The 25704-nt window shown below is 42.1% G+C and carries 21 protein-coding genes; 15 read left to right on the plus strand and 6 right to left on the minus strand.

The window, feature by feature from the left end; translation table 11 throughout:
• Positions 1 to 178: 178 nt before the first annotated feature.
• Positions 179 to 556: a hypothetical protein gene (locus J3P37_RS22535; protein WP_256014315.1), complete on the minus strand. Its 378-nt coding sequence runs from the start codon at positions 554 to 556 to the stop codon at positions 179 to 181.
• A gap of 135 nt (positions 557 to 691) precedes the next feature.
• The gene (locus J3P37_RS22540) at positions 692 to 1414 is read right to left on the minus strand and encodes an arylesterase (RefSeq protein WP_256014318.1); all 723 of its coding nucleotides are present in this window, start codon (positions 1412 to 1414) and stop codon (positions 692 to 694) included.
• Between the two features lie 48 nt (positions 1415 to 1462).
• On the opposite strand from J3P37_RS22540, the gene J3P37_RS22545 reads away from it, so the two are divergent.
• Together J3P37_RS22545 and J3P37_RS22550 are read left to right on the plus strand one after the other, a co-directional pair.
• Positions 1463 to 2152, plus strand: a complete 690-nt coding sequence (locus tag J3P37_RS22545) for an ABC transporter ATP-binding protein (RefSeq protein ID WP_256014321.1) — start codon at positions 1463 to 1465, stop codon at positions 2150 to 2152.
• 2 nt (positions 2153 to 2154) lie between these two features.
• A complete protein-coding gene (locus J3P37_RS22550; RefSeq protein WP_256014324.1) occupies positions 2155 to 4698 on the plus strand; it encodes an ABC transporter permease in 2544 nt (847 codons plus the stop codon).
• A 134-nt stretch (positions 4699 to 4832) separates the two neighbouring features.
• Here J3P37_RS22550 and J3P37_RS22555 read toward each other — a convergent pair whose 3' ends face one another.
• Entirely contained in the window at positions 4833 to 5060 is a 228-nt protein-coding gene (locus J3P37_RS22555; protein WP_256014327.1) for a hypothetical protein, read from the minus strand.
• Between the two features lie 178 nt (positions 5061 to 5238).
• Between J3P37_RS22555 and J3P37_RS22560 the strand changes: the two genes are divergently transcribed.
• From J3P37_RS22560 to porN, 8 genes are all read left to right on the plus strand, one after another.
• On the plus strand, positions 5239 to 6849 hold the full coding sequence (locus J3P37_RS22560) for an ATP-binding protein (RefSeq protein WP_256014330.1): 1611 nt from the start codon (positions 5239 to 5241) through the stop codon (positions 6847 to 6849).
• Between the two features lie 311 nt (positions 6850 to 7160).
• Entirely contained in the window at positions 7161 to 8864 is a 1704-nt protein-coding gene (locus tag J3P37_RS22565) for a BamA/TamA family outer membrane protein (RefSeq protein WP_256014333.1), read from the plus strand.
• A gap of 5 nt (positions 8865 to 8869) precedes the next feature.
• Complete coding sequence (locus tag J3P37_RS22570) at positions 8870 to 9880, plus strand: DUF4271 domain-containing protein (RefSeq protein ID WP_256014336.1); 1011 nt, start codon at positions 8870 to 8872, stop codon at positions 9878 to 9880.
• Positions 9881 to 9887: 7 nt separating this feature from the next.
• Positions 9888 to 10655 carry a uroporphyrinogen-III synthase gene (locus J3P37_RS22575; RefSeq protein ID WP_256014339.1) on the plus strand — a complete coding sequence of 256 codons (768 nt, stop codon included), beginning with the start codon at positions 9888 to 9890 and terminating at the stop codon, positions 10653 to 10655.
• Between the two features lie 200 nt (positions 10656 to 10855).
• Positions 10856 to 12178 carry a T9SS ring complex lipoprotein PorK/GldK gene (gene porK, locus J3P37_RS22580; RefSeq protein WP_256014342.1) on the plus strand — a complete coding sequence of 441 codons (1323 nt, stop codon included), beginning with the start codon at positions 10856 to 10858 and terminating at the stop codon, positions 12176 to 12178.
• A 55-nt stretch (positions 12179 to 12233) separates the two neighbouring features.
• Entirely contained in the window at positions 12234 to 13040 is an 807-nt protein-coding gene (gene porL / locus J3P37_RS22585) for a type IX secretion system motor protein PorL/GldL (RefSeq protein WP_256014345.1), read from the plus strand.
• Between the two features lie 59 nt (positions 13041 to 13099).
• The gene (gene porM, locus J3P37_RS22590) at positions 13100 to 14629 is read left to right on the plus strand and encodes a type IX secretion system motor protein PorM/GldM (protein WP_256014347.1); all 1530 of its coding nucleotides are present in this window, start codon (positions 13100 to 13102) and stop codon (positions 14627 to 14629) included.
• A 5-nt stretch (positions 14630 to 14634) separates the two neighbouring features.
• Positions 14635 to 15510, plus strand: coding sequence for a type IX secretion system ring subunit PorN/GldN (porN, locus tag J3P37_RS22595; RefSeq protein WP_256014350.1), 876 nt, complete (start codon positions 14635 to 14637; stop codon positions 15508 to 15510).
• A 25-nt stretch (positions 15511 to 15535) separates the two neighbouring features.
• On the opposite strand, the gene uvrC is transcribed toward porN, so the two are convergent.
• From uvrC to porW, 3 genes are all read right to left on the minus strand, one after another.
• The gene (uvrC, locus tag J3P37_RS22600) at positions 15536 to 17359 is read right to left on the minus strand and encodes an excinuclease ABC subunit UvrC (protein ID WP_256014353.1); all 1824 of its coding nucleotides are present in this window, start codon (positions 17357 to 17359) and stop codon (positions 15536 to 15538) included.
• A gap of 107 nt (positions 17360 to 17466) precedes the next feature.
• Positions 17467 to 19749, minus strand: a complete 2283-nt coding sequence (locus J3P37_RS22605; RefSeq protein ID WP_256014356.1) for a penicillin-binding protein 1A — start codon at positions 19747 to 19749, stop codon at positions 17467 to 17469.
• Positions 19750 to 19754: 5 nt separating this feature from the next.
• The gene (porW, locus tag J3P37_RS22610; protein ID WP_256014358.1) at positions 19755 to 22664 is read right to left on the minus strand and encodes a type IX secretion system periplasmic lipoprotein PorW/SprE; all 2910 of its coding nucleotides are present in this window, start codon (positions 22662 to 22664) and stop codon (positions 19755 to 19757) included.
• 245 nt (positions 22665 to 22909) lie between these two features.
• Here porW and J3P37_RS22615 point away from each other — a divergent pair, with 245 nt between their 5' ends.
• The 5 genes from J3P37_RS22615 (at position 22910) to J3P37_RS22635 (ending at position 25612) form a co-directional block, all read left to right on the plus strand.
• Positions 22910 to 23152 carry an AtpZ/AtpI family protein gene (locus tag J3P37_RS22615; protein WP_256014359.1) on the plus strand — a complete coding sequence of 81 codons (243 nt, stop codon included), beginning with the start codon at positions 22910 to 22912 and terminating at the stop codon, positions 23150 to 23152.
• Positions 23149 to 23538: a hypothetical protein gene (locus tag J3P37_RS22620; RefSeq protein WP_256014360.1), complete on the plus strand. Its 390-nt coding sequence runs from the start codon at positions 23149 to 23151 to the stop codon at positions 23536 to 23538. Before J3P37_RS22615 ends, J3P37_RS22620 begins: the two co-directional genes overlap by 4 nt.
• A gap of 14 nt (positions 23539 to 23552) precedes the next feature.
• On the plus strand, positions 23553 to 24698 hold the full coding sequence (gene atpB, locus J3P37_RS22625) for a F0F1 ATP synthase subunit A (RefSeq protein ID WP_256014361.1): 1146 nt from the start codon (positions 23553 to 23555) through the stop codon (positions 24696 to 24698).
• A 38-nt stretch (positions 24699 to 24736) separates the two neighbouring features.
• On the plus strand, positions 24737 to 24949 hold the full coding sequence (atpE, locus tag J3P37_RS22630) for an ATP synthase F0 subunit C (RefSeq protein WP_256014362.1): 213 nt from the start codon (positions 24737 to 24739) through the stop codon (positions 24947 to 24949).
• 153 nt (positions 24950 to 25102) lie between these two features.
• On the plus strand, positions 25103 to 25612 hold the full coding sequence (locus J3P37_RS22635; protein WP_256014364.1) for a F0F1 ATP synthase subunit B: 510 nt from the start codon (positions 25103 to 25105) through the stop codon (positions 25610 to 25612).
• The last annotated feature ends 92 nt before the right edge of the window (positions 25613 to 25704 follow it).

Raw genomic sequence — 25704 nt, forward strand, 5'->3', positions numbered from 1 at the left:
CAAACGGCTGACCTTTGTTCTCTCGATTTACAAACGTTTCTTTCTGTTCCATACACTGTTTTTGTGTATAGCTTTTTTAGGAAGTGACAGTTTGGTACACTGTCATAAATGCATCCATAAAACTCTTCGGAATTAAATGGATTGGACTGGTGCCCGGGCTAAAAACAAATTCTGCCGGTTATTTTTGCTTTTTCTTAGGAGCTGGGCTGTCCGGTCCCTTAGGTGTGCCGCTTGGTACTGTATTTGGAGCGGGGGGCGGAGGCACGGGAGCGTTTGGATTAGTTACAGTGGGTCTTGGAGAATATGGATTAGGATTGTTAGGGCTTGGCGGCGTAGGAACGGGAGAATCTGGTTTCAATGCTGCTGTATCCACCTGGTTAGGCAAGGAGTCGTTTACCCGTAAAATGCTGGGTTTTACAGTGCTTGTCTTGGCCGGTTTTCCCTTGCGTATGGCTTCAATATCTGATCTGAGTTTAATGCTGTCTTTTTTAGTTTGTGCAGTTGCTGCCAGGTTACAGGCAGCGATCACCAATACAGTTGTAATCCATGTTTTCATAATAGTAGGTGTTTCTTATACTATTAACTGTATGAATTCTAGCTTGTTTTGAATATTTAAATCCCTGTTTTGGGTTAAAAGCTGATATTGGTAGCTTCATATTAAGGGCAAGACGGTAAATAATCTGTGATGCAGTTATAGCTCAGTCTTCAGCACCTGCCAAACATTTTCAGCTACAATCTTATAGCCTTCTCCCGTAGGATGAATGCCGTCTTTCAGATTCAGTGAGGCGTTTCCTGCTACTCCATGAAGCAAAAAGGGTACAAATGCGATTTTGTTCTCTTCGGCAACCTGTCTGAATACTCCTCTGAACTGGGTGACATAAGCGTTCCCCATGTTGGGTGGAATCTCCATGCCCAGTAATATCTGTTTAGCTCCAGGATATTTTGCCTTTACTTTATCGAGAATGATCTGAAGGTTCTTTTTTGTTTCGGCAACAGGAATACCCCTTAGTCCGTCATTCGCGCCCAGTTCAAGCACAAAGATGTCAATCTTTTGCTTGAGCAACCAGTCAATTCGATTCACGCCTCCGGATGTTGTTTCCCCGCTTAAGCCGGCGTTGATCACCTTGTAGGGAAGCTTCAATGAGTCGATCTTCTGTTGAATAAGGGCAGGAAAGGCCTCGGACGGATCCTCCAGACCATACCCAGCAGTCAGGCTATTCCCAAAGAAAAGTATATTTTTAGTTTCAGTCATCTCAGCATTTTTTTTGTCGTCTATATTTGGCGCTTTGCTTGTTTTATTTCCACTGCATGCCAACATGAACATAGTTAGCAGTAGAAGTATGATATTGTGCTTCATGATTTGTCTGGTATTTGTAAACAGGATGGTCCTGCTTTGGTTTTGTATGAGTGGCATTGTAATAAATCTGGTAAATCTGAGTCAGACAGTAAATGTAAATAACGCGTGAATAGAATTCTAAATATAAACAATCTAAGCAAAACGTACAGCAATGCTGGAAAAAGCTTGTCAGTGCTAAAAAATATTAATTTTTCGATAGAAGAGGGCTCAAGCGTTTCTATTGTCGGGCCTTCAGGAAGTGGCAAAACCACTTTATTGGGTTTATGTGCGGGTCTGGACCGAAGCAGCTCAGGTACCGTTGAACTTAACGGCGTTCGGCTTGACAATTTGAGTGAAGACAAAAGAGCGCAGATACGTAATCAGCACGTAGGCTTCATCTTTCAGAATTTTCAGCTTTTACCTACATTGACAGCTTTAGAAAATGTAATGGTTCCATTGGAACTGAGGGGCGAAAAAAATATTAAACCACTGGCACTGGAACTTCTGGATAAGGTAGGATTGTCAGATCGCGGACATCACTATCCGTCTCAGCTATCGGGAGGAGAACAGCAGCGGGTGTCGCTGGCCCGGGCTTTTTCCAACCGGCCCAAGATATTATTTGCAGACGAACCTACAGGTAATCTGGATGCTGAAACCAGTGAAAAGATTGTAAAATTGCTCTTCGACCTTAACAGAGAACAGGGAACTACACTCGTCCTGGTAACCCACGACATGGAGCTGGCGTCTAAAACCCAACGCATAATCCGTATCAAAGGAGGCATCATAGTAGCTGATGATCATTTAAGCGCTTTATAGTTATGGGGACAAAAAGAGCTTCAAATATTGGCTGGCTTCTGAGAATGGCCTGGCGGGATAGTCGACGCAGCCGGTCGCGCTTATTTCTGTTTATTTCGTCGATAATTTTTGGAATAGCCGCTTTGGTGGCGATCTACTCCTTTGCAGATAACCTGGAGAAGGATATTGACAAACAGGCGGGTGCCTTGCTGGGTGCCGACCTTGTAATATCTTCCAATAAAACCCCTGATAAAACCACCAGGTCTATGCTGGCGAATCTTGGAGATGATCGCTCGCAGGAACGGAATTTTGCTTCCATGGTCTATTTTCCTAAAGGCCAGGGGACACGACTTGTTCAGATCCGAGCGATCGAAGGCAGATATCCTTATTATGGTGAGATAGAAACGGTTCCGGCAGAGGCAGGGAAGGAGTTTAAAGCACATCAGGAGGCGCTGGTTGACAAAACGGTAATGCTTCAATTCGGGGCAACTGTCGGAGATTCGGTAAGGATCGGCGGAGTCCAGTTCAGGATTGCCGGTGTGCTGGTGAAAGCACCCGGTCAGACCGGATTATCCTCTTCGGTAGCTCCCATAGTATACATTCCTTTTCGATATCTGGAGCAGACAGGTCTGCTTCAAAAGGGAAGTCGTATCAATTACAAATTTTATTACCAGTTCAAAAAGCCTGAGCGAGTTACGAAAGTTGTTAAGGATATTGAAAAGAGGCTGGAAAAAGCTGGTCTGGAGCACGACACTATCGAATCTCAAAAAAGAGATACGGGAAGGACATTTGAAGATTTAACTCAATTTCTGTCCCTTGTGGGTTTTATTGCACTTTTGCTTGGGTGCATAGGTGTGGCCAGTGCTGTACATATTTACATTAGGGAAAAGATAAATACTATTGCAGTGTTGCGCTGTCTGGGAGTAAAAGGCTGGCAGGCATTTCTCATCTATCTTATACAGATTGTTGGAATAGGGTTGCTGGGATCTCTGGCGGGAGCAGTTTTAGGTACTTTGGTACAGCAGATATTGCCTATTGTGTTAAAAGATGTTTTGCCGGTGGATATCAGCGTTAACATATCCTGGGCTGCAATTTTTCAGGGCGTAGTTTTAGGGGTACTCATTTCGGTTTTGTTTGCCCTGCTTCCTTTGATTTCAATTCGAAAGGTATCTCCTTTGAATACTTTAAGAATTGTTCATGAGGAGTCAAGTTTATTACGCGATCCGCTGAAGTGGATGGTCTACAGTTTCGTTTTGCTCTTCGTGTTAGTTTTCAGCTATCTCCAGCTTGGTGATCTCAGGCAGTCGGTGTTTTTTACAGGAGGGGTTATCCTGGCCTTTCTTGTGTTGACCGGGATGGCATCCTTACTAATATGGCTTGTCAGGAGGTTTTTCCCGGCATCGTGGAACTATTTATGGCGTCAGGGCCTGGCCAATTTATTTAGGCCAAATAATCAGACGCTGATACTTGTTGTGGCGATAGGTTTGGGAACAGCATTTATCAGCACACTCTTTCTGGTTCAGGACATGCTAATGAGACGGGTAACACTCTCTGCCAGTGGTAACCAGCCCAATATGGTCTTGTTTGATATTCAGACGGCTCAGCAAAAGGATATCGCTGCTTTAGCAAGGAAGAATAATTTGCCGGTGATTCAGCAGGTACCTATTATCACGGTTCGGGTCGAAGAAGTCAATGGCTATACTGCGGCGGATGTAAGGAAAGACAGTTCGATACAGGTCTCCCGGAGGGCATTTAATTCTGAATTGAGGGTTACTTTTCGGGATACATTGACTGAATCTGAGCGCATTTCAAAGGGGAAATGGCATGGCGATATTGGTAAAGATGGAACGGTGTATGTATCGCTTGAAGAGCGATACGCTGAGCGAATCAAGGTGGATGTTGCAGATAAGATGGTATTCAACGTTCAGGGAGCTTTAGTTCCTGCGGTTGTTGGGAGTTTCCGTGAAGTAGATTGGAATCGTATACAAACAAATTTCAGGGTTTTGTTTCCCCGAGGAGTGTTGGAAGACGCCCCGCAATTTCATGTGTTAATCACCAGGGTACCTAACAGTACCGTATCTGCAAATTTTCAGCAGGCGGTGGTCAGGAACTTTCCAAATGTGTCAATAATTGATCTTAACCTTGTGTTGAGTGTTCTTGACGAGATCCTCACAAAAATCGGCTTTGTGATAAAGTTTATGGCTGCGTTCAGTATAATTACTGGTTTAGTAGTATTGATTGCTTCGGTATTGATCAGCAAATATCAGCGTATTCAGGAGAGCGTTTTGTTAAGGACCATGGGAGCCAGCCGGAACCAGATTTTGGGGATAACGGCTCTGGAGTACTTCTTTCTTGGAGCTCTGGCTTCTGCAACTGGCATTTTATTGTCATTGCTGGGGGCATGGGCTTTAGGGAAATACAATTTTAAGACCTCCTTTGAGCCAGACTTTGGGCCCATCGCGCTGTTGTTTTTATGTATTTCTCTGCTTACAGTTGTTATTGGTCTGTTCAACAGCCGTGGGGTATTAAATAGACCGCCATTGGAGATTTTAAGGAGAGATATATAAAAGATCAGAGGGTGTCCAAAAGACCGTTTCCTTCGCCATCCTGAACTTGATTCAGGACGGCATGGCGAGCTGCTTTGTCAGAAGTAAATGTTTCCGGACCGGCATGAAAATAGACTTTTTGGACACCCGTTATATTAGCTCTTAAAACCGTTCAATTGATTAATGATCCTTTGCTGCAAGTCATCATCAAGATGTTCATTTTTATCAGATACATCCCAGCCTCCATCGGGGCGTGCAGTAAATTTGCCTATTAGCTTTTCCTGAAGCAGAACTTCGTAAGTGTCTGAACCTCTCTCGTTCTGAACTTGGTAGTCTGTAATGCCACCATCTTTTAATAATACCTGAATATCGAATTTTTCCATAACGTTTAGAAAACATGTAGTCGCACCAGGTGTTTTAAAAATATTAAATGCTCATCTATCAAGCTCTGTATCAGTTGCAATCTGGTTGTAGATCAAACATTAGCTAGTCTGTCAGGTTTATCCATGCAGCATTTATTGTCGTTCGCCGGGCGTGCGATTATATAATCGGAAGGTGACCATGGGTTTGAATCTGGAAGTATTTAAGTATTTTTTTGACAAGGCAACAATCGGAATAAAAATAATGGAGCCGAACGGCACTATTGTTTATGTTAACAATGCTGAAACAGAATTAATTGGTTTTTCTGAACAAGAATTGCTCGGCCGGCATTTCTCAGACTTTTTGCCGGAAGCTGACAAGGCTAAAAAATTTTTTGACGCCATTAAAAAGTTTGAAGCCCTGGATGAATTCAGGACAAAACTTATTCGTGCTGATAACTCACAAATTGATATCAGTTTAGATACCAGCGTTAACACCAGGGATGGTGTGGTTGAGAGTGTTTGCTGCTTTACCCGTGACATTTCTACTTATAAAAGGAATGCCGACTTATTGCATTTTCTTAATCTTGCAGGGTCAGAGCTAGCCCTGACGTATGATACAGAATCTGCCCTCGAGAAGGTATCGCAATTGGTGGTCCCTAGCTTCGCCACATGGTTTTGTATCGATATAGTTAAAGGCGGAAAAGTTGAAGTATTAAAGATCGCTCATCAAAATCCCGAATATCTCCAATGGGCTTACGCCTTCAGGAGGGACAATCCAGTTAGTCTTGAAGACGACTATGGCATTGGAAAGGTGTTGCGCACAGGCAAGGTAAGCTTTACCCCGGTTGTTGATGAGCTAATCCTGAATAACGGCTTTAAACATCCGATGCGGGATGCAATTCTGGATAAGCTAAACCCGCAGTCTGTGATCATCGTTCCAATGCATGTGAAAGAAGAGTTGAAGGGCGCTATTTCCTTCGTAAATACGGGTAAATACTACGAAATTTCAGATCTCTATTTTGCACAGGACTTTGCCAATAGGATTGCGCTGGCTCTTGAAAACGCTAAATTGTACGAGGAGGCCAAAGCAGAGATTTCACGACGGATAAAAGCGGAGCAGAAGAAGGATGAATTTATCAGTATGGCGAGCCATGAACTAAAAACGCCTCTTACAAGTATCAAAGCTTATAATCAATTACTCGAAAAGAAGATGCAGGAGCATCCCGAGGCTATAACATTTTTACGGAAGGCTTCTGTACACATCCTTCAACTGGAGCGCTTAATATCTGATTTGCTTGACGTATCCAAAATCAATGCGGGTAAGCTAACCTACAATATTGGCAGGTTCAATCTGGGAGAGCTACTGGAGGAAAGTGTCGAGAGCGTGCAGCATCTCAGCTGTACTCACAAAATTACTATTGAAGAAACAGTAGATACTTTACTTACCGGGGACAGGTTGAGAATAGAGCAGGTGCTGACAAACATGTTAACAAATGCGATTAAGTATTCGCCCAATGCTAACCGGGTTATCGTGAAAGCGCGTGAAGAGCAGGATCACGTAGTGGTTTCAGTACAGGATTTTGGAATAGGTATAGCCCGACAGGATTTAAAAAAAATATTCGGCCGCTTTTATCGGATAGGAAGTAGTTCAATGAAATATAGTGGTTTGGGCTTGGGTTTGTTTATCGCATCAGAGATTCTTAAGAAGCATCAGGGAGTGTTCTGGATAGAAAGTGAGGTTGATAAGGGGTCAACGTTTTATTTTAAGCTGCCACGGAATGTGGTTGCGGAAGAGAACGTCGTTACCTAGGCTTGGGGTCTGAGAGGTTGGGGTTATATTTGTTAAGCACACGCGGCACGCGTGCGCTAGCAAGTTGGTTATAGGCTTGCAATTATACTGCCGGCTAAAGACGGCCTCTCTGCTGGTCTTAGTGCTGGCGGACGCGTGCCGTGTGTGCCCTGTGCAACACAAGGAGCAGCATAAATTCTTTTTTCGTCTTTTAATGGACCAGTGCAGTTCGAATGGGGCAATTAGAAGATTACAATGGAAATCTATAAATTTGATTTTTGAGCAGGCAATTGATATCTGGATTAAGCCCTTTTTTTTCGCGTTACGGTTTATTGGCAGCGCTTTTTTTTTATTGCTCTGTATCAAAGGCACAGTATTATTTCCTTGAAATTTCAACCATTCCGGTTAACAAGTCTTTATGGAAGAATGCTGACTTTCCCAAAAGCTATGCCGACAGTATATCGGTCTTAGCAAAAGTTGCCGAGCTTGTTTCAATCGCGAGGGAAGAAGGCTATTTGCTCGCTGATACGAAGTCATTAAGGTGGGTAAACAAAAAGGCCTCTGTAGTGATCGATCTCAACAGACAATACAATATCGCTTCTGTAACGAACGGAAATATACCGGAGGCTATCTTTCAGCAGGCAGGATATTCAGACCGGTCGTTAACTAATAGTAAGCTGGCGCCCCGGCAACTTGAAAAAATGTGCAGGGATATCTTGTCAGTTTATGAGAATAGTGGCTATCCATTCGCGTCAGTTTTTCTTGACAGTGTTGTTATCAGCCAGACCACTTTTACCGCAGCTATCTTTTCAGTGCCCGGGCAACTGATTGTGATGGACTCGCTGGAAGTTTTGGGAAATACTACTGTGTCAAAACGCTTTTTAGAATCCTATTTGAATATAAAAGAAGGGGCGATTTATAGGGCATCCTACTTAAAAGATCTTGAAAAGCGTTTGGCGGAGCTTCCGTTTATGGAGACCGTCCGTCCCCCAGCGGTTTCCTTTTCCGCTGGTAAAGCGAAAGTGACACTGTTTGCTAAAAAAAGAAATGCCAGTCAGTTCGACGGGATCCTTGGCGTTTTACCCGACAATAATTCAGGTAAACTTCAGCTTACCGGGGATATTAAGCTTCAGTTACACAATGCGTTTAAGAGAGCTGAGCAGCTTAATCTGAGCTTCAAGGGACTGCCTGGGCGAAGTCGTGAACTAAATTTAGCTGCTGCCTTACCTGAGTTGTTTTCAAGTCCTTTGGGTATAGATCTCGGATTTAGTCTTTTCAAGCAAGATACGAACTTCCAGAACATAGCCGCTCGTGCCGGTTTAAACTACCGGATAAGGAAGGGCTATCTAACTGTTTTTCTATCAAGCAGGTCGGGGGCTCCAATAGCGTCCATAGACTCTAATAGTACTGATTTACCGGCTTACGCTTCCTTGAACCTGATAAGTTATGGAACGGGATGGACATACAACAGTTTAAACCGGACGATCTCGCCTTCGCGAGGGCTCATGTTTAGATTTGAGGGAGAGGCTGGCAGGAGGAAGCTTGATGCCGGCTCCATTCCTGGTTCGATGTTAGACAGCATCGCCTTGAAGTCAAGTCAATATCGCATAAAAGCGATGGCTGAAGCTTATTTTCCATTGTCGCAAAGAGGAATTTTAAAACTGGGAAATGAAACCGGAATTTTGATGGGACGAGAGTTTTTTGAAAATGAACTATTCAGGATCGGGGGCTTCGGCAGCTTGCGGGGATTTGATGAGCAATCTATACTAGCCAGCAATTATTCTATATTTAGTCTGGAATACCGATTGATGATCGAAAGCAGATCCTTTTTGTTTGTATTTATGAACCAGGGCTTAGTAAAACGTGAAAGCATAAAAAACAATTCCTCTGACCGGCCGCTGGGCTTTGGTACCGGAATAAATTTGGAAACAGGCGCCGGTATATTTTCGATAAGTTATGCTTTAGGAAAACAACGGGATAATCCGCTAAATTTGCAACGCGGAAAAATACACTTCGGCTTAATAACGTTGTTTTGAATAAGATGTATTATAGGATATTGTTTGTGCTGTTTTTGATGCTGGCAGGTATATTAAAAGGCCAGGGCCAAACGGATACAGCAGTAAGGATGAGTGCTGAGCCCGCGTCGACAATTCGACAATATACTTACCGGGATTCAGCATCTTTGGCCAGGTGGCAGGCCCGCAAGGACTCAGTAAGACGAGCCCAGGACTCTATAAGGGCAATAGGGGATTCTTTAAGTATGGTTTATATTGTTAAGCCAGACCCTGACAGGCCGAACCGCTTCCTGGACAGCTTGATTAAAGTGCATCTGGTAACCGGGCTCAATTTCCAGGAATGGGCATCTCGGTTTCCAAAAAAGCTTCAGCGTTATGACCAGGGGCGACTGAGGGAAAAGGGAGAATTCTGGGTTATTGGATTTATCTTCTTGCTTTTACTATTGTTTGCAATCTTAAGAAACTTCTTCTCTAAAGAGCTATATGTTATTATACAGGCTTTTTATAGTAACAGGATATTAGGCCAGATAAATAAGGAAGAAAAGTTTTTTAATTCCTGGCCTTTCGTTTTCCTATATGTTTTATTTGGCTTTACAATCGGGCTTTTCCTTTACCAATGCGGAAGGTTTTTTCGGTTAACCTATGATTACACCGGCTTAAGCTGGTTTCTGCGACTTTCGATCATCGTTATTCTTGCCTATTCGCTAAAAGTGTTGGTCGTTGCCCTGCTGGGTTTCGTTTTTCGGGCAGGAAAAATGGCAAGGGAGTATATTTCTATCCTGTTTTTGAGCTATTTTAACGCTGCTCTGTTGTTTTTTCCGATAGTTATAGGTTTTAGCTTGTCGCCAGGCAGGTTTGCGCCGGTTTATATTTATCTTTCTTTCATCTTAATGGCATGTATCTATTTTTTTCAATTTCTTAGGGCCGTCACTAATATTTTATCGGGGTACAGGTTTCCGTTAATGTATTTAATTCTCTATCTTTGTGCCCTCGAAATTTGTCCATTGTTAATATTAGTTAAGGCTTTAAGATTCTAAGGAAAATATGCAGTTAACAGATGCAAGAAAGAAAAAAGTAAAGAGTATTTTGGTAACCTTACCTAAACCGGAATCGGAAAAGTCACCTTATTACGATCTTGCTAAAAAGTATAATGTTAAAGTGGACTTCCGCTCTTTCATACATGTGGAGGGGGTTCCTGCCAAAGATTTCAGGAAAGAAAAAATCAACCTTCCGGATTACACAGCGGTAATATTTACGAGCAGGAACGCTGCAGACCATTTTTTTCGCACCTGTGAAGAGATGCGCTACGAGGTTCCAACAGAATTAAAATACTTCTGTCTATCGGAAACCATAGCTTTATACCTGCAGAAATACATTCAATACCGTAAGAGAAAAATCTTTTTTGGAAAACAAACCGCTTCTGATCTGGCTGAGGTTTTGAAAAAACATGCTTCTGAAAAGTTTCTATATCCTTGTTCGGATGTTTCAGCAGAGGAAACTCAAAGATTTCTTCAGGAAAATGGATACGATTTCACGCCGGCTGTATTGTACAGGACAGTTTGCAGTGACCTTTCTGATCTTCGGGAAGTTTTTTATGACATCATTGCTTTCTTCAGTCCATCGAGCATACAGTCCCTTTACAAAAACTTCCCTGATTTCGAACAAAATAACACTCGAATAGCTGCCTTTGGAGCCAGCACTCAAAAAGCTATTTTAGACCGCAATTTAATTCTCGATATTCCAGCACCAATGCCCAATGCGCCAAGTATGACCATGGCGATTGAACAATATATAAAGCAGGTAAATAAATAATAAAAGCTTTTTGTTAAAAAAACAAAATTCTGGAAACATTGTCACATGTATACCGTATCAGGACCTGTCTATACATGAAAAAAAAGAAATTAAGGTGAGATGCATAAAAACATCGCTTTAATTAAAATATTATGTTGTAGATAACTTTTTTCAATATATTAGAAAAGTTTTTTTTGCAAGATATTACTATCAAAGTGGCAATGAGAAAAATTTACATTATCGCTCTCGCTGTAATAACAGCAGCAATAAGTGGGTGTGGAAGGACAAGTAACGGTGAGCTTGTTGGTGTTAAGAGTAAAAAACTTCCTACTTCACAAATTCCGCTGGGTATGGTATATATACCGGCAGGGTCTTTCGTTATGGGCCAAACAGATCAGGATATTACCTTTGCCCAGATAGCGCAGAATAAACAAGTTACCATTCCTGCATTTTTCATGGATGAAACGGAGATTACAAACAGTGAGTATCACCAATTTGTAAACTGGGTACGAGATTCAATTGCGATCACCGACTACCTGCAGGATGATGAATTTTATCTGAAGCCTAAAAAAGGGGCAGCCGAAAACCTGGATGGTGCAAAATATATCGACTGGAAAAAAGTAGGCAACGGAGCAGCTATTTGGGGCAACAAGAAAAAAGGAAATACAAATGCGGCTAAGCTTCAGGACATGTATTACCAGGGAGAAGATAAAATCTTTGGTCGTAACGAAATTGATGTACGCCTGCTGAAGTATGATTTCGCCATCATGAAACAGCGGGAAGCTGCTAATTTCCGCGGAGATAAAACTAAGAGGCGATCTGACTTCATATTCAGAGATACAGTTGCAATTTATCCGGATACTTTGGTTTGGCTTGCTGACTTTGCTTATGCCCAGAATGAACCTTTGGTAGAGGGATATTTCTCTCACCCTTCTTTTGAAAACTACCCTGTAGTAGGTGTTACCTGGCGTCAGGCCCGTGCATTTACAGTTTGGCGTACAAGATTCTACGAAAACTATGCACAAAGCAGAGGCCTTCCAAGAATGAGCCGTCTGCCTTTCGAACTCCCTTCAGAAGGACAGTTTGAATATGCAGCCAGAGGTGGAAGGATTGGAAATGATTATCCATGGGGCGGACCTTATATCCGGAATGCCAAAGGTTGTCTGATGGCAAACTTCAAACCTGGACGTGGTAATTATATTGATGACGGTGGAGCGTTTACAGTAAATGTGAAGAGTTATTTTCCTAACGATTTTGGCCTGTATAATATGGCAGGTAACGTGGCTGAGTGGACATCGTCTGCCTTTGACGAGTCAGCTTCTACCTTCGTGCACGATTTAAGTCCAACCTTCAATTACGAAGCTAAAGCAAGTGATCCTGAAGTGATGAAGCGTAAGGTAATTCGCGGAGGATCCTGGAAAGATATTGGTTACTTCCTTCAAAACTCGTCCCGTGCATTCGAATATCAGGACACTGCAAAATCTTTTATCGGCTTCAGATGTGTAACTACATTCACTGGAAGAGATATCAGAGACAAAAATTAATCTTTTTAATTATCTAAATCACATATCAACAAATTTATTAAATCTTAAAAAAAACATGGCTGGAAAGAAAAAATTCGATTGGTTACACGTAGCAATATCTTGGGGTGCAAGTATTGTAATTATTGGTGCATTATTTAAAATCCTGCACTTGGGTGGTGTTTGGGGAAACTACATGATTGGTGCAGGTTTAGGTGTTGAAGCGTTTCTATTCTTCCTAACTGGATTCTTTCCTCCAAAACCAGATCCTGCATGGGAAAAAGTATATCCTGAGTTGTCAGAGGAATATAATGGTGAATTGCCAAAAGTTTCAGCTCGTCCGGTGCAGGTGCAAAACCCTGGTGCTACGGCTGCCCTTGATAAAATGCTTGCGGATGCAAAAATTGGTCCTGAGTTGATCACTAGCTTAGGTACGGGATTACGTACTTTCGGTGATAAAGTAGCAGCTATTTCAAACACGGCTGATGCAGCTACTGCAACTGTAGAGTTCTCAAACAAAGTTAAAGGTGCTTCTGCAGGATTTGATAAGTTAAGTTCAGCTTTCGAAAAAGCTTCAGCTAGCCTGGTAGAAATGTCTAATACCAACGTAGATTCCAAGGCATATCACGAGCAGGTGAACAATCTGGCTAAAAATCTATCTGCTTTGAATGCAGTATATGAACTTGAGCTTCAGGATTCCAGCGCTCATTTAAAATCTATGAATAAGTTCTACCAAAACTTATCACTTACTATGCAGAATTTCAATGAGTCGCTTGACGATTCCAAACAGTTTAAAGAAGAAGTTAATCGCCTTGCAAGGAACCTGTCTTCATTAAACTCAGTTTACGGCAATATGCTATCAGCTATGAATCAACCACGTGTTTAATTGCACCTGGGTAGGAATTATTGATTTAACTTTTTTAAAAAAACAACTTTAAAAAAAACATGGCTGGAGGAAAAGAATCAGCAAGGCAGAAGATGATCAATATCATGTATTTGGTATTGCTCGCGATGCTTGCATTAAACGTCTCAGAAACTATCTTAAATGCCTTTAAAAATATTAATGATAGTTTGGAGACTTCAAGATCAAATGTAGATGCAAGTGTGAACCAATTGATAGCTGCATTTGAAAATACAAAATTGAAAGAAGAGCCTGTCAGGGCTAAACCGATATATGAAAAAGCTCAGCAGGTACAAAAAATTGCTGGTGATCTAAATTCATATATCCAGACTTTAAAAGATAAATTCGTTAAAGCGGGCGGAAACTATTCACCTGAAAACGGTGATCTGGTTGAACGTGGAAACGTAGATATTGCACCCGGTATCATGATTAATCAGAAAGAAGGTGCAAAATTGAAAGCACAGATTAATGAGACGAGAGAAAAGCTTCTTGCTGTACTTGATCCTAAAGACCGTGCAAGTGTTACATTTTCTCTAGAAGCCAAAGACCCAGAGAAACGCGTGAACGGTGTAAGGAAAAGCTGGGAAGAGAACAATTTCGGTGAAGGAACACCTTTAACTGCAGCGATGACCATTTTGACTAAAATTCAGTCAGATGTAAAGAACGCTGAGTCTGATGTGATCAAAAAACTATTTGGTAAGATGGATCAGGCTGTAGTTAACCTGGATCAATTTGCGGCTGTAGCAGTGGCTCCAACTTCGTACATTATTCAGGGCCAGCCTTATACAGCGGAAGTATTCTTAACCGCATATGACTCAAAGTCAAATCCTTCTATTTCCGTTAACGGCTCTAATTTGGCTGTTAAAGACGGAAGGGGAATGTACCAGACGGTAGCGGGCGAAGGGATGCACAGCTGGAGAGGAACTATCAGGGTAAAACAAACTGATGGAACATTTAAAACATATACAACTCCGGAGCAAAAATTCCAGGTAGCGCGTCCTTCTGCGGTGGTATCGCCAACAAAAATGAACGTACTTTATATTGGAGTTGCGAACCCGGTAGCTGTTTCCGCACCAGGTATTCCTAAGGAGAACCTTAAAGTAAGCATGAGCGGTGGAAGTTTGTCAGGCTCTGCAGGGAACTACGTGGCTAATGTAAGTTCACCTGGCGCTGCAAAAATTACCGTATCAGCAGAAATAAATGGAAAAACTCAAACAATTGGCACAACCGATTTCCGGGTTAAACGTATACCAGATCCGGTAGCTAAATTCGCAGGAAAGACCGGAGGAAAAATGCCATCGGTTGTAATCAAATCCCAGGATAAATTATTCGCCATCCTGGAGAATTTCGACTTCGATGCGAACTTTAGAGTTACCAGGTTCAACCTGATCGTGCAGAAGCCAAGAGCTGATGCCGCTCAATACCAAACAAATGGTAATACATTGAGTTCAGAGATGCGTTCGGCTATGGCCGGTGTTTCACCTGGTTCAACCGTTGTATTTTATAATATCATGGCTGTTGGACCTGATGGTACTCAACGTGAATTAAATTCAATAGCGTTAACCGCAAACTAAAAATTATGAAAAGAATATGCCTTGTTTTGCTTTCAGGATTATTGGTAAGTGCAGGAGCTTTTGCACAGCAAGGAAATCTTGATAATTCTACTAAACCAAAGCCAATTGCTGCAGAGAAACCTGTAGATGGGTATTTTAAAAGAGATAACATCTTAAATGCAAAGGTAACCCCATACGCAAACCTTCGTGAGTCGGACGTGATGTTCAAAAAAAGAATATGGCGTGAGATGGATCTTCGCGAAAAGATGAATAGCGTATACGCATCGCCTAAGGCCCGATTGATCGATGTGATCATGAATGCTGTAATGGCTGGTGAGCTTACTGCATATAGCGCAGCGCCAACAAACGAGGACAGGAATGGCGATGAGTTCAATAGTATTTTAAAACCCGAAGAGGCTATGGCTAAGTTTGCGGATAGTGTTGTGGTTCCCGAATTTGACGAAAAGGGTGAGCAGATAGGCTCTCATGTTGCTGCCGGTGAGTTCAACCCGGATAGTATTGTGAGGTTCCAGATCAAAGAAGACTGGATGTTTGATAAACAGCGGTCGATCTATGAGCCCCGTATCATCGGTATTGCTCCGATGGTAAAAATAAGAGCGGCTGGTCAGACTTTGGGCGAGCAACCTGCATTTTGGATCTACTTCCCTGAAGCGAGACAGATCTTTGTGACCAAAGAAGTGGTAAGTCGCTCAAACGATGCTACAGGACTAAGTTTTGACGATATGTTTATGAAACGGCTGTTTTCCAGCTATATCGTCAAAGAGTCAAACCCTGAAGATTTAAGGATCAAAGATTATGCAAGTGGTGTTGACAGGCTCTATGAATCTGAAAGGATTAAAAAGGAGCTGTTAGATTACGAGCACGATCTGTGGTCATACTAATCTGAGAACTAAATAGAATCCCCGGCTAATATTCAGCCGGGGATTTTTTGTTTATATCAAAATACGAAAGGAGTGCCTCGGTTTGCTTGTTGTTGATCACCAGTCTGAGTTCTTCCTCTTTAGCCTCCCGGATTTTTTTTACTGATTTGAAATATTTTAAAAGCTTCTCAGCCGATGTTTTTCCAATGCCTGGTATCCTTTCCAGTTCAGTAACAAGTGTTCCTTTGTCGCGCTTCTGGCGGTGGAAAGTAATCCCGAAGCGATGTGCTTCGTCTCTAAGTTGCTGAATGATCTTAAGAGACTCAGATTTTTTATCCAGATATAAGGGGTACTGATCTCCCGGGTAAAAGATCTCTTCAAGTTTTTTGGCTATACCGATCACTGTGAGCTGATGTTCAATACCCAGAAGTTTCAGGCTTTTCAACGCCGCGGAAAGCTGGCCTTTTCCACCGTCGATCACCACCAACTGCGGAAGGGGAGTTCCTTCCTCGAGCATTCTGCGGTAGCGTCTGTAAACGGCTTCTTCCATGGTGGCAAAGTCGTTAGGGCCTTCTACGGTTTTTACATTAAAATGCCTGTAATCTTTTTTTGAGGGGCGGGCATCTTTGAATACCACAATGGCAGAAACAGGGTATTTTCCATGAAAATTTGAATTGTCAAAACATTCAATATGCTTTGGTAACTGGTTAAGTCGAAGATCCTTCATCATCTGGTTAAGGAGCCTTTCAGTCCGTAGATCCGGATTTAACTTTTCATACTGCTCCAGTTTTTCGCGCTTGAAGAACATCACATTCTTTTGCGACAGTTCAAGGAGTTTCTTCTTTTCCCCAAGTTTAGGTACCGTAAACCTGATGCGCTGATCTTCAAGCTCAATCGGGAAAGGGACTACGATTTCCCTGGAGTGGCTGTCGAACCTGGTTCTGAACTCAGAGATGGCAATGGACAATAATTCTTCGTCGGTTTCATCCAGCCGCTTTTTGATTTCCAGGGTTTGAGTCTGGGTAACAGTACCATTCATCACTTTAAGGAAGTTTACAAAAGCATGCTTTTCATCGGATGCGATACTGAAAACATCCACATCAGATATAGAAGAGTTTACTATCGTTGATTTACTTTGGTATTTTTCCAGGAGGTCGTATTGTCGCTTCAAGCGGTGTGCTAGTTCGAAGTCGAGATTTGCCGCTGCTGCCTCAAGCGCTGCTTTTACTTTCCTTATAACTACACTCGTCTTTCCGCTGAGTATGTTCTTTATATCATCGATGCTCTGATTATAGTCTTCTTCTGACTGGAAGGCCTGGCATGGTCCTTTGCAATTGCCAATTTGATATTCCAGACATACCCTGAACTTGCCGGCAGCGACATTATCTGTAGTAAGCGGCAGATTACAGGTTCTTAACGGATAGATTTCTTTTACAAGGTCGAGGATGGTATGCATCATGCTTACAGAAGCGTACGGGCCGAGATATTTTGAACCGTCCTTTACGATCCTTCTCGTCCAGTAAATGCGAGGAAACCTTTCATTTTTGATTACAATCCAGGGATACGTCTTGTCGTCCTTAAGCATGACGTTGTACCGTGGCTGGTGTTTCTTTATCAGGCTGTTCTCGAGCAGCCAGGCATCGATCTCTGTATCAACAATGGTGAACGTAATATTAGCTATTTTGCTTACCAAGACCCTTGTCTTCGCGTTGATGCGGTAATTGTCTTTATTAAAATAGGAGGATACCCTGTTTTTAAGATTTTTGGCTTTACCAATATAAATGAGTTCGCCGGCGGCATCCCAATATTGATACACACCAGGTTTAGGTGGTATCTTTTTTAAAGCTTCCTGATAATTAAATTTTTCCATTCACATGAATCTTCTTCTCTCAGGCACACGCGGCACGCGTGCGCCAGCAAGCGACAGTGCTGTCTAGGCGCTTTGCTAGCGCACGTGTGCTTTTTGGCACTCCAAAATCAGTGCGCCGGAGGCACAACAGGAGCAGGCGATGCTACAGGCGTGGCGTTATTTGTTCCTGTAGAGTCGACAGGCGTTTTGGGAGCATAAGCATCACAATTGATAGTAATGTTTAAGCCACCTGGCGGCGGTTCAAAATCTTTTTTTGAATAGTGAAGCGTTGGATCGGCATACACTTTTTTCATATAAAGGGCAAAGACCGGTAAGGCCGAATTGGCTCCCTCGCCTTCATTCATATTGATAAAGTGTATCGCTCTGTCCTCTGCCCCAGTCCAAACACCGGTCACCAGGTCAGGCGTAATGCCTATGAACCATCCGTCGGAGTTATTTTGAGTTGTTCCTGTTTTACCACCAATTGGGTTTAACAAACGATATCTCGGGCCCCTTAAGCGCATACCGGTTCCGCTCTGTACAACCCCTTTAAGCATGTCGGTCATCACGTAAGCGGTCTGAGGATTTAATGCTTCAACCACTTTAGGCCGGCGTTCGTATAGTACATTGCCATTTTTATCTTCAATTCTTAAAAGGTAAATAGGCTCAGTCCAAATTCCATGGTTAACAAACACCGAATATGCACCAACCATGTCATAGAGTGTGGCATCAAAGGATCCGAGACATATAGAAGGGTAGTTTGGAACATCGGTTGTAATTCCCATCTTTTTCGTAAGTGTAGCCACTGCTGTGGGGCCTACATGGTTCATCATCCGGGCTGTAATGTAATTTTCAGACTTTGCGAGAGCCTGTTTCAAAGTGATGTATCCAGGCATCGGATGATGAGCTCTCGGTGTCCATCCATCAATAGTAATAGGCTCATTAAGTTCTTTATAGCATGGGGAGTAACCTTCATTTATTGCTGCTGCATAAGTGAAGGGTTTGGCTGTAGATCCCACCTGCCTGGCGCCGATCTTGACCTGATCATATTTGAAATATTCATAGTTTATGCCCCCCACCCAAGCACGCACGTATCCGGCGTTCGGGCCACCGGGTTCCATTGACATCAATGCATTTCTCAAAATGAGCTTGTAATATTTGATCGAGTCGAGCGGAGTCATGGTTGTGTCAATGCCTTCTTTCTTCTTCCAGCTAAAGACGGTCATTTTTACGGGTTTTTTGAAACTATCAAGGATATCACCCTCTGTAAGTCCATCTTCTTTTAACTGCCGGTAGCGATCTGACCGTTTGATAGCTTGTTCCAAAACCAGTTCAGCCTCCTCAAATTTAAAAGGATTGCGGTTTCTCCATTGCCGGTTAAATTGTGTTTGAAGTGTTCTGATATATTCCTGTTGAGCTTGTTCAGCATAACGCTGCATCTTAGAATTGATGGTGGTGTAGATTTTAAGCCCATCCCTGTCAAGATCGTAAGGAGTGCCGTCGGCCTTCACAATATTCTGTTCTTTAAATATTCCCTGGATCTCTTTCTTGAGTACACCACGGAAATAAGCTGCTGAGCCGTCGTTATGATCTCTTGGATTAAGTGACAGGACCAGTGGTTTGGCTTGAAGTTCTGCTTTTTCAGAGTCGCTTAGAAAGCTTTCTTTGTGCATATTGGCGAGGACTGTGTTCCTCCTGGCCAGTGCTCTTTCCGGATTCCGGACAGGAGAATACATAGTAGGTCCTTTAAGCATCCCCACTAACATAGCTGCCTGTTCGGGCTCAAGCTTGTCCGGAGTTGTATTGAAGTACGTTCTTGAAGCTGCTTTTATGCCGAAACTATTGTAAGAGCCAAAGTCAACAGTGTTAAGATACATAGTGACAATTTCTTCTTTTGTATAGTTGCGTTCCAGTTTAATCGCAATGATCCATTCCTGAAGTTTTTGAATAAAGCGCTTCAGGGGATTCCTGGAACGACCTTCTTCCTGAAAGAGGTTTAATGCCAGCTGTTGAGTGATGGTACTGGCTCCCTGTTTTTTTCCGATCAGGTTATAAAAGATGATGGTAAATGTCCTCTTGAAATCGATGCCTGAATGGCCATAGAACCGGACATCCTCTGTGGCTATTAATGCATTAATAACGTTGGGAGAGATCTGATCATACCGTACATTCGAGCGGTTCTGAATAAAGTAAGTTCCAAGTATCTCGCCATCATCTGAGATCACTTCTGATGCCAGGTTGCTTTTAGGGTTTTCGAGGTCTCTGAAGGAAGGAAGCTCTCCAAAAAGCCCGAGGCCAATACTGAAAAGAAGAATGATGCCAAAAGCGATACATCCCATAACAATTTTCCAAAAGGTAATAGTGTAACGGCTTACTTCGTCTTTTGTCAGAGTGGTTGTTTTACGTTGCATATTATCTATCGGCTATTCTTATAAAATTCGAGGTACGCATTTATTTGCGTGCTATTTGTTAGGTTATCCAGTTCCTGTTTAACGATCACAAAAGTATTGTATTTTTCTGCAGGTACTTTCATGATATCCTTAATTAAAGCCAATAGGCCTCTTTCATAGTACTTTGCAGAATCATAGTTGTCAAACGGGCCGATAAAAATTAGTTGATTTTCGTTGTTCACCTCTTTTAACTGGTGTTTAATCGATGTTCCTGAAAATCTGGTCCGGTTAAATTGTCCAATACCGAAACGGGATGAGTTTAAGTTAGCTGCAGGATCCTGTACATTAATAACGAAATAGTATTCGCCTACCGGTGGGAGATCAAAAAGCGGCTTAGGCTTAGGAGTATCCACCTGTGGCTGAGCTACAGGTGCCGGAGTTGGTTGTACTTCTTCCGGCTTAACAGAGGGTTGGGGCACTGGCTGAGCCGTACTATTATTATCTACAGTATTTTGGGGACTTGGTTGCCCGGTTGATTCTCCAGGTAGGGGTTGTTGTACTGCTGGTTGATTAACATCAGGGTCGGGCACTGGCCGGGCAGGAACACTTCTTTCGGGAACAGGGCTTTTGGAGGCATCCTGCACCTGCTTTTGAACTGGCTGTGTGACAGGTTTCCTGGCATCATCGGTCTGCCTTGCAGCGTTTTGATTGTTTTGTGCAATAACAACTGGTTCCGGTTCAGTCAATAGTAATTCAAAAGGGTTATGCTCGGTAAGCGCTGTTGGTCTGTCTTCGAATAGAGACCTGTTGGTATTAATATAGCTGAGGTGTTGTTGAACCAAAGGCGTAATTAATTTGTCGGCAGGAAAATCGGAAACGATCTTTTGAAGGCCGCTTTCAAATGGAGGCAACTTTTGAGTATGTCCCACTGCCAGGGCATTTAGGTATGCAAGTTGAGGTGATAATACATTAATCCCATATTTAGATTCGATTGATTGAACCCCTTGTATTACCTGTGAATACTTCTTTTCAGTATAGAGATCATAGATCTCATTATATGCATTATTTAAGGCTGCTTCTTTTTCATTGCTCTTTCTGCTATAATCAGGATCTACGATCACCCTGGCAAAAGGAGATTCCGGGTAGCCGCTTAAGATGAGATTTTTATACTTTTCAGACTTTTGCTCATCCAAGCCTGAATACAGTCTGTAAAGATTGTAATAAACGGATAGCTTATAAGAACTCTCAGGTGCGCGACTGAGGAGTTCTTCAAAAGCGTTTATTGCCTCAGTTCTATCTTTTAGCTCGTCCCTGTAGAAACTGGCAATATCATAGTAAGAATCAGCTATACGCTGATTAGATGCCTGTAATGCACTATCGGTTAGCGGAATGTTATTCCGGTAACTGTTTTCAAGAACCTCGGGAGTCAATATTCCGGTTGACGAGCCCATATTCCCATTTGTGGGGGTGCCTGCATTATCAGCCACGCTGGTTAATGCTTCGGAGGCTGTTTTGCCGCTTCTTCTCCAGTTGTCTTCAAGCGTTCGGTTTCCCCAGCGGCGTTTGAAATCAGATAGTCCCTGACTAATAGCTGTTGTGTTGTTGAAATAAAATTTACCTTCTGTTGTGCCGCCTAATGTGCCAGGGTTATCAATCGCGGCGATCATGCTTTCAGGAGCTGAATTGTTTTGGCTTAGTTGCTGTGTTTTTTCAAGCTGTTCCCTGACGAGAGCTCCAATACGAAGGTTTCTTTCCTCTTCAGAGAGACGGGCGAGAATCTGCAGGGTATCTTCCCTTCCAATGATGCGGTAACGATTTGCAAGCAGTTCAAGGTTATTGCCTTTTCTGCTGATAATGTCGTATCCCGGAAAAGACGGTGAGAGGGTACTTAAAGTACTGTCATAATAGGCTTTTGCTGCTACATAATCGCCATTCTTGAAATATATGTCGGCAATTCTCAAGTAGGAAAGCCCCTTTTGATTCTGATTGTTTGTGCTGAGCCGAATTGCAGTGTTGTAGCTTTCTATAGCTGAGTGATTTTCATTTCGGTCCAGGTATGCATCCCCGATGCGGTAATAGATCTGGTCGACAAAATTCTTATTCTTTTCGTCCTTTAGAAGTGATCTGAGACGGGCTATTATATCAATGTTTTCTCCACTGCTGGCATCTTCAATGCTTATCCGGTTTAAACCTGCATTAAAAGCCATATCAAAAGGGGCATTGCTTTTTACGACAGCTGTATAGTTTTGATAGGCTTCTTTATATTGTTTGTTGCGTTCCTGCAACTGAGCCAAAACAAAGGTCCACCGGATACGGTTCCTTTTACTGCCTTTAGCATGAATGGCCTTTTCGAGGGTATCAATTGCCTCAAGCTCTTTACCCATTTTTATCAGATACTGAGCGGTGGTTGCATACAGGTCCGCAGCTGTTCGCTTTGTTTTTTTCGTATCATTAAGGTGCTTAAAAGCAGTATCCAGGGAAGCACCGGCCTCCTGGTAATTGTCAAGTTGTAAGATTGACCTGGCCTGAAAGATACTGGATTTTTGGCGCAGTAATTTTGAATCAGGGTAGGAGTTGAAAACATAGGTAAAGAACTCCGCGGCAGTAAAAAAACGGGCTTTGTAGTAATTGGCTTGTGCAATCAGAAAATAAGCATCGTCTACATAGGAGCTATATAACTTATCATCAATTATACTTTTGGCTTTTTGCTGAACTGAATCAAGGTTCCCTGAAATAGATTGGGCTGCAGTTTCGGTGGGTTCTTTATATACAGATAACAGCTGGCCGTAATCTTCAGGATAAGCTGCATCCAGATCTCGGATGCTTTCTTCTAATAATATATTGGCGTTGTACAGGATGTTATATCTGGAGGTGAGGTTCTGCATACCCCGACTGGTGGCAGTATCTCTTGAAGTACCACAGCCAGTGCTTAGCACAATAATTGATATTAAAACGAAAAATGGTAAATGACAGAATTTCAAACCGATCGGAATTTCAATAAATAAATACAAAAATCTTCAGAATTACAATTTACCTGATGCAGCCATAATATGCCCAAACCGGACGCGCCCATATTTGTTTCGTAATTGTTCCATCGTATTGGTTTCTTCTGACAAATTTGTGGATAAATATACTGTTTATGCGAATATGTAGGAAGAGCTTAATACTTACTTTTGTATAAATGAAACAGTTGGATGATGAGGATATGCTCAAAAAAAGGAAGAGGGACGTGAGTACGTACGCTAAATATTCTGCTATGGGTTTTCAGATGTTTGGCATTATCTGTGCTTTCACTTATGCCGGCTATCGCCTGGACAGTTCAAGGCAGATGGATACTCCCCTTTTTACAGCCTTTTTTAGTTTGCTGGGTGTGTTTATTTCCTTGTACCTGGTTATTCGATCAATTAAAAAGCTTGAGCCTTGAGTATTATTAAATTTACAGGGCTCTTTACGGTTTTTACCCTGCTGATTGGTTTGGTGTTTTATGGAATTGAAATATCAGATGTCAAAGATGTTGTTTTGATTCCTAAATTCTGGGTAGTGTTCGGGTTTTTGTTTTTTTTGACAGTAATTGCTTATGCTGTTTCATGGTTTGGTCTTAAAAAAGGGGGCGAGAGCTCAGCGTTTGTGCTGATGGGGGCTATAACTATCAAGCTACTTTTGAGTATGGCCTTCGTTTTAGTTTACCTGTTGAAAATCAGCGTAAAAGACACATTTTTTGCGATTCAATTTTTTTCTTTATATTTCTTGTTTACGTCCTTTGAAGTTTATGCACTGTTATGTAACTTGCGCCACCAAAACAAAACGTAAAAAACTCGCAATAAATGTCCTTAACCCACATTTTGAACTCGAAAAAAATTAGATTCAGTGCTGTTTTCGCTCTTTTTTTGATGTTTGTTAACTTTCAAACGGTTTTAAGAGCTCAAACTGAATCTACTCACGACCACTCTGTTGATACGATTCTTGAAGTTTCGCAAAGTAACGCAGCAGCTGAGCATACTGATCATCCTGCAGTAGAGCATGGGGAAGAAAAGTTTGATCCCACTAAAGTGATCATGGAGCATATTGCCGATTCTCATTCATGGCATCTATGGGGTCATACATCACTTGGTCTTCCGGTTATTTTATATACAGATAAAGGAATTGAAATGTTTTCTTCATCAGAGTTTCATCATGGTGAAGAGTCTTACGAAGGTAAATATTATACCTACAGACTGATCGAGGATAAGATCTTCGCGGTAGATTCGACAAACAATATTGATAAGGAAGCTTCTTCCCATGTTTATGACTTTTCAATCACCAAAAATATTCTGGCGATCTGGATCTCTATTTTGTTGCTGGTTCTAATCTTTTCATCTGTTTCAAGCTCCTATAGAAAAAGAGAGGGAAAGGCGCCGAAAGGCTTGCAATCCTTTATTGAGCCAATAATCCTTTTTGTACGTGATGAAATTGCGCGCCCAAATATTGGGTATAAGTACGCGAAGTTTATGCCGTTGTTACTGACCATGTTCTTCTTTATATGGATTAATAACCTTCTTGGTCTTATCCCTATTTTTCCGGGGGGAGCGAATGTTACTGGAAATATTTTTATGACCTTCGTGTTGTCGTTTATAACGTTATTGGTTGTGAACTTAAATGGTAACAAATATTACTGGAAGCATATTTTAATGCCTGATGTGCCATGGTGGTTATATCCTATTATGATCCCTGTAGAGATCATTGGTGTTATTTCAAAGCCATTCGCACTAATGATTCGTTTGTATGCGAATATATCCGCAGGTCACATTATTGTGCTGAGTCTGATCTCGTTGATATTTATTTTTAAGTCGGTAGCACTGGCTCCGGTTTCAGTTGCATTCGTGCTGTTCATGGATGTGCTTGAATTGCTGGTTGCCTTTCTTCAGGCTTTCATCTTTACGATGCTTACTGCCCTTTTTATAGGAACTGCGGTAGACGAGCATCATCATTAATTATAAACTATTTTTAAATTACATAAATAAATACAATTATGGTAAGTGGTTCAATTGCTGCAATTGGTGCAGGATTAGCGGTTTTAGGTGCTGGTTTAGGTATCGGTCAACTAGGTGGTAAAGCTATGGAAGGTATAGCTCGTCAGCCAGAAGCTGCTTCTAAAATTCAGACTGCTATGATTATCGCAGCGGCTCTTATTGAGGGTGTTGCTTTATTCGGTGTGGTAGTTGCGCTATTAGGTAACGGATAATTCTATCCTGCCTAACAGCTGAGAATTAAAAGAGCCGTGATTCAACGGTTGGTTGTTTGCGGCTCTTTAATTAATGGTTTCAGTCATCATTAGTGATGATGCTTTGAATGCCTCAGGCAATTTTAAATTAAATTTATTTTTTCGATATAAACAATGGATAAATTATTCGAAGGTTTACTAAATCACCACATCGGGTTTGTGTTTTGGGCAACCCTGGCTTTTTTGATATTATTTCTGCTGCTTAAAAAGCTTGCATGGAAGCCAATTTTGGGAGCAATTCATGAACGCGAACGCTCAATAGAAAGCGCGTTGGCTTCTGCGGAGAACGCAAAAGCCGAAATGGCCCGACTTACCAGTCAAAATGAAGCGCTTTTAAAAGAAGCTCGTGCCGAGAGGGATCTTATCCTGAAAGAGGCAAAAGAATTGAAAGATAAAATGATCGCTGAAGCTCGTACAAGTGCTCAGGCTGAGGGTAGCAAGATGATCGAGAAGGCTAAGGTAGAAATTGAAGGACAAAAGAATGCTGCACTGGCCGAAGTGAAAAACCAGGTGTCTTCACTTTCAATTGAAATTGCTGAAAAGATCCTTCGTCGTCAGTTCGAGGATTCAGGTAAACAGGATGCTTTGGTTTCTGACTTACTTAAGGACGTAAAATTAAACTAATTTCGCTATAGGGCTGGAATAGACAAGGCAAAGAGGGAGGACCTATTGAATTTGGTCATTCACCATACGCATCTCACTTCCGGCTCATAAAT

This window comes from Desertivirga xinjiangensis, assembly GCF_024436435.1.
Classification (GTDB): Bacteria; Bacteroidota; Bacteroidia; order Sphingobacteriales; family Sphingobacteriaceae; genus Desertivirga; species Desertivirga xinjiangensis.

Bases quoted from the DNA above. Each gene is read 5' to 3' on its own strand.
- porN (WP_256014350.1), top strand. From the start codon at position 14,635: ATGAAAAGAATATGCCTTGTTTTGCTTTCAGGATTATTGGTAAGTGCA.
- uvrC (WP_256014353.1), bottom strand. From the start codon at position 17,359: ATGGAAAAATTTAATTATCAGGAAGCTTTAAAAAAGATACCACCTAAA.
- porK (WP_256014342.1), top strand. From the start codon at position 10,856: ATGAGAAAAATTTACATTATCGCTCTCGCTGTAATAACAGCAGCAATA.
- J3P37_RS22535 (WP_256014315.1), bottom strand. From the start codon at position 556: ATGAAAACATGGATTACAACTGTATTGGTGATCGCTGCCTGTAACCTG.
- atpE (WP_256014362.1), top strand. From the start codon at position 24,737: ATGGTAAGTGGTTCAATTGCTGCAATTGGTGCAGGATTAGCGGTTTTA.
- J3P37_RS22555 (WP_256014327.1), bottom strand. From the start codon at position 5,060: ATGGAAAAATTCGATATTCAGGTATTATTAAAAGATGGTGGCATTACA.
- J3P37_RS22550 (WP_256014324.1), top strand. From the start codon at position 2,155: ATGGGGACAAAAAGAGCTTCAAATATTGGCTGGCTTCTGAGAATGGCC.
- J3P37_RS22605 (WP_256014356.1), bottom strand. From the start codon at position 19,749: ATGCAACGTAAAACAACCACTCTGACAAAAGACGAAGTAAGCCGTTAC.
- J3P37_RS22635 (WP_256014364.1), top strand. From the start codon at position 25,103: ATGGATAAATTATTCGAAGGTTTACTAAATCACCACATCGGGTTTGTG.
- J3P37_RS22540 (WP_256014318.1), bottom strand. From the start codon at position 1,414: ATGCCACTCATACAAAACCAAAGCAGGACCATCCTGTTTACAAATACC.
- porL (WP_256014345.1), top strand. From the start codon at position 12,234: ATGGCTGGAAAGAAAAAATTCGATTGGTTACACGTAGCAATATCTTGG.
- J3P37_RS22575 (WP_256014339.1), top strand. From the start codon at position 9,888: ATGCAGTTAACAGATGCAAGAAAGAAAAAAGTAAAGAGTATTTTGGTA.
- atpB (WP_256014361.1), top strand. From the start codon at position 23,553: ATGTCCTTAACCCACATTTTGAACTCGAAAAAAATTAGATTCAGTGCT.
- J3P37_RS22570 (WP_256014336.1), top strand. From the start codon at position 8,870: ATGTATTATAGGATATTGTTTGTGCTGTTTTTGATGCTGGCAGGTATA.
- porM (WP_256014347.1), top strand. From the start codon at position 13,100: ATGGCTGGAGGAAAAGAATCAGCAAGGCAGAAGATGATCAATATCATG.
- J3P37_RS22560 (WP_256014330.1), top strand. From the start codon at position 5,239: ATGGGTTTGAATCTGGAAGTATTTAAGTATTTTTTTGACAAGGCAACA.
- J3P37_RS22615 (WP_256014359.1), top strand. From the start codon at position 22,910: ATGAAACAGTTGGATGATGAGGATATGCTCAAAAAAAGGAAGAGGGAC.